The organism is Oleiphilus sp. HI0123 (genome assembly GCF_001635315.1).
Genome location: NZ_LWGE01001350.1, coordinates 1 through 3,990 on the forward strand (window position 1 = coordinate 1; position 3,990 = coordinate 3,990).

4 protein-coding genes are annotated in these 3,990 nt (G+C 43.5%); 2 read left to right on the forward strand and 2 right to left on the reverse strand.

Translation table 11 applies throughout. From position 1 onward, the window contains the following. Positions 1-855, forward strand: an 855-nt coding sequence (locus A3761_RS16850; protein WP_068750555.1) for a methyltransferase domain-containing protein, incomplete at its 5' end; no start/stop codon positions are given. A 53-nt stretch (positions 856-908) separates the two neighbouring features. On the opposite strand, the gene A3761_RS16855 is transcribed toward A3761_RS16850, so the two are convergent. Next, positions 909-1,784, reverse strand: a complete 876-nt coding sequence (locus A3761_RS16855) for a hypothetical protein (RefSeq protein ID WP_068552772.1) — start codon at positions 1,782-1,784, stop codon at positions 909-911. Between the two features lie 31 nt (positions 1,785-1,815). Further along, positions 1,816-2,847: a hypothetical protein gene (locus A3761_RS16860; RefSeq protein ID WP_068552774.1), complete on the reverse strand. Its 1,032-nt coding sequence runs from the start codon at positions 2,845-2,847 to the stop codon at positions 1,816-1,818. Between the two features lie 116 nt (positions 2,848-2,963). On the opposite strand from A3761_RS16860, the gene A3761_RS16865 reads away from it, so the two are divergent. Then, positions 2,964-3,990: SDR family oxidoreductase (locus tag A3761_RS16865; RefSeq protein WP_068750557.1), on the forward strand; the 1,027-nt coding region annotated here is incomplete at its 3' end.

Genomic DNA, 3,990 nt, shown 5'->3' on the forward strand with positions numbered 1-3,990 from the left:
CTTGGCAGCGGGTCTGGCAGAGATTGCTACGTTCTATCCCAATGGGTTGGCGAACAAGGCCGTGTCTTAGGTATCGACATGACAGAAGAGCAGCTTACCATTGCACTTGAGCACGAATCTTACCATGCCGAGAAATTCGGCTACGCAAGCAAGAATACAGAATTCAAGCTGGGTTATATCGAACGTTTAAACGAACTTGGCCTTGAAGAAAACAGTTTTGATATCATCGTATCAAATTGCGTTATCAACCTTTCACCAGACAAGGAAGCCGTATTGCGAGAAGCCTATCGAGTACTAAAACCAGGAGGTGAGCTTTACTTCTCTGACGTCTATTCAGACCGGAGAGTTCCCCAACACCTTGTTGAGGACCCAGTCCTATACGGCGAGTGTTTGAGCGGCGCACTTTACTGGAACGATTTTGAAAACCTAGCTAAAAAAGTCGGTTTTTTGGACCCGAGGCTTGTAGAAGACGATGTCATCACTATTGAAAATGAATCGGTGCAAGAAAAAGTCGGCCATATCGGTTTTTATTCGGCAACCTACCGTTTATTTAAAATAAAAGACCTTGAACCGCACTGTGAAGATTATGGCCAGGCTGTTATTTACAAAGGCGGTATCGAGCACTTTGAACACGCTTTCGTTCTTGATAAGCACCATATCATCGAAAAAGGTAGGATTTTCCCTGTTTGCGGCAATACCTGGCGCATGCTGAATGAAACACGATTTAAAAAGTACTTCGAGTTTATTGGTGACTGGAACACTCATTACGGCATTTTTGAAGGCTGTGGATCTAGCTTACCCTTCGATGGTGACCCTATATTCGAAACAGGTGACGGCGGCTCTTCTTGCTGCTAACTTGAGCTAGCGCTCTATCTGAAGAGCTAAGCTATAACTATCCGCTTAGCTCTTCACCTCCTCTTCAACGCTCTAATATCTAGACCATTTTCGATCATATACTCTTGCATATCTTTCGCGTACATAATCCACCCTTTCGGGCTTAAATGAATTTCATCATCCCAATATTTTGCTGCTGACAAGTCTACTCCCCGACCAAAAGCATCATAACTTAGCGTATTCTGATATTGCCCCATTGCGCCTATAATTGTTTCAGAAAGCTGCGCATGCAGATAGCGAATCGCCCGTCTCCTTATACAGTTATCTATGTTAGAAGTAAGCATAGGTGGATAAGCTTTCGCATCAAATGCTGTTTTTATCCAAGGCCCGGCCTTTAGGAATGCCAACTTGAAGCCTCGCTGGCGTTGATCTGGCGACGCATAACAATGCGCAAGGACAGGCACGCTAGGTAGATATCGGTCTCGGTCTTTCAATACCTTATGATAATCATCTCTGATGTTTTGAAGTAAGCGCTCTTTCCCTGAATTAAAGCACTCTGAAGGCGATTGATTTTTATCATCATAATCTTTAAGGATAAACTTTAAGCCAGCGAATAAATCATTCCCACCCATACTTAGACAATATACATCGAGTCTAACTCGATTGTATTTAGCATAGCGAAATACACTGGATTCACGCGAAACCTGCTTTGCCGTAGCCATTGAGACGCTACTATCCCACCAGTTTGCGCCAGTAGGAATAATCTGCATCAGGGCCTGATGTAAATTATTCGGTCCGTAGAAAAAATGTTTCTGCCTGCCAGGGTAATCAAACCAGGAGTCACCTTGCACTACAACATTAGGGTATCGACGACGATATAAACTTTTCGCAACCGTTACAAAACTTGGTCCTGAGCCAGCAAGGAAATGCGCCCCTCTGTAACTATCCATGTTTTTTACTTTCCCCTAATACACAGTCTCTTCATGGAATAGCTATTTTGTCATAGTCAAAGGTAGAAGCTTCAGCTTTTTCAGTGGCCTTAACTTTGGCGGGGGCGCTAGTAGAAGGAATTGGCATAAGTACACGCGGCTTCTGTATCTTAATTTCTTCCAAGCCATCGAAGCCACTTTCCGTAGTGTTTGCACCTTGGGCGCTATTGCTTGGCGCGCTTAGCGTATTGCTTAACGCTGGTTTAGAAGTAGTAGGGTTACTAGCTGGACCTATCGGCGCCATAAGGCTAGCAAGTTTATCTTCGAGTAAGCTATAGTCGCTTTTAACAGTGGTAAGTTCTTCCGTCAAAGATGTCTTCGAAGCGCTTAACTGTGAAATCTGTGTTTGTAGCGAAGTAATCCGCTGCTCCTTAGACTCTAGCTCCTGATTGAGTTTATCGTTGTTCGATGCAAGATAATCAATCTCTGAGCGTGTCTCTTTTTGACGTTTTACAACCGCAAGATAAGCGCCTTTTCTATCTTTTAACTTCTTATTTAATACCTTGATTTCATCGCTTAATCTTGAATTTTCTCCGGCCAGCACTTCGCTATTGCTTGCGCCACTCAACAAAGACGCCCTAACCTGACTCAAGGATGCTGCTAGGGCCTCGTTTTCCTCTTTAAGCAAAGCGAGTTGTGAGTTCAGGTTGTCGATAATATCCTGATTGACCGCAAGCGCACCCTCCGACTCCTGTATTTTTTCCTGCTGAGCCTGGTTTTCTCTTGTCAAACGCTCGTGCTCAGCTTTGGTTTCAGCAAGAGATTGTCCAGACGTAGACATTTTGGCTTGCTGATTTTTAAGCTGAAGTTCGAGCTTACCTATTTCTTGCTTAGATAAGACGCTGTCCAGGAGTGCAGTTTGACCCTGGTGATAAAAATAAAATGCTGAGAGCCCGAAAGCCAAGGCCATGATAAGAGTGACTATCCACGTACCGTTAAGCAGGCTATTGCGCTTGCGCAGATCATTTATCCACTGCTGCGCATATTGGTCAGCGTTATTCAAGGAATTGTCATGTGTCGTCATAAAACGTTATCTCAAGAAAAATAGATTTTTTGTAAGATATTATAATAGTTTGCGTTACACTAGCGCATGCCGCGCACGAGGCTCTATTGTTATTTTTTAAAGGGTAAAAAGTCGACATGAGTGATCTATATCTAAAGCTTGCGAACTCTCAGTATACACAGCCAATCATCCAAGCTTTGAACTTGCCTAAACCTCTTAATCTTGCTCGTAGCGAACACGAAAGCTTATATAATATTAGCGGTAAAATCCTGCTTGCCGCGACTAAGCATAATTTTGCGACTAATAGTGTATTTAAGGCTCTCGACTCCGACAACATTACCCTGTTTAGTGCACGCTCTAATACCGAGACACTAAACTTATCGGCCGCACCTACGAGTTATAAAGCTAAATGTACAGAAATTCAGATCGACAACCTTGAAGATCACAAGTTTAAAGCTTTAGTTTTTGATGCGACGGGAATAAAAACAAGCCAAGAACTGAAGCAATTGTACAGCGTCTTTACTCGTTCCGTTAAGAAAATTAGTATTAATGGACGCTTTGTCATTATTGGGCAATCACCTTCGCAACTTGAATCACCGGAAAGCGCTTCTTTGCAAGGCTCCTTAATAGGGTTTGCAAAATCGCTAGCTAAAGAGTGTGGTAAAAAAGGGATCACCAGCAATGTTATTTACCTGGAAAAAGGCGCTCAGAAATATCTAGACAGCTCTCTCAGGTTTTTCCTTTCGCCCAAGTCAGCCTACATAAGCGGACAATCTATTCAGCTTTGCAACAAAGCAACCAAGCAGAAAAGAACAGACCAGGCTAAGCCACTACTCGGCAAAACTGCTCTTGTAACTGGAGCTGCTCAGGGGATTGGCTATCACACCGCAAAAACATTAGCGCGCGATGGTGCAACAGTCGTCTGCCTGGATATACCTGCCAATGAAAGTGCTACACAAGCTCTCGCTAAAGAGATTTCTGGACACAGTGTTGCATTGGATTTAAGCGCAGAAAGCTCGGTCGACTCTATATGCAATACTATTGGTGCGCAACTCGGCGTAATAGATATCATTGTTCATAACGCTGGCATTACTCGCGACAAGACTATTGCTAACATGCCAGAGCACTTTTGGGATCAAGTGATAAACATCAACTTGTCCAGGG

What these genes read in the sequence shown, in the direction of transcription:
- A3761_RS16855 (WP_068552772.1), bottom strand. Translation starts at nt 1,784, where the DNA reads ATGGATAGTTACAGAGGGGCGCATTTCCTTGCTGGCTCAGGACCAAGT.
- A3761_RS16860 (WP_068552774.1), bottom strand. Translation starts at nt 2,847, where the DNA reads ATGACGACACATGACAATTCCTTGAATAACGCTGACCAATATGCGCAG.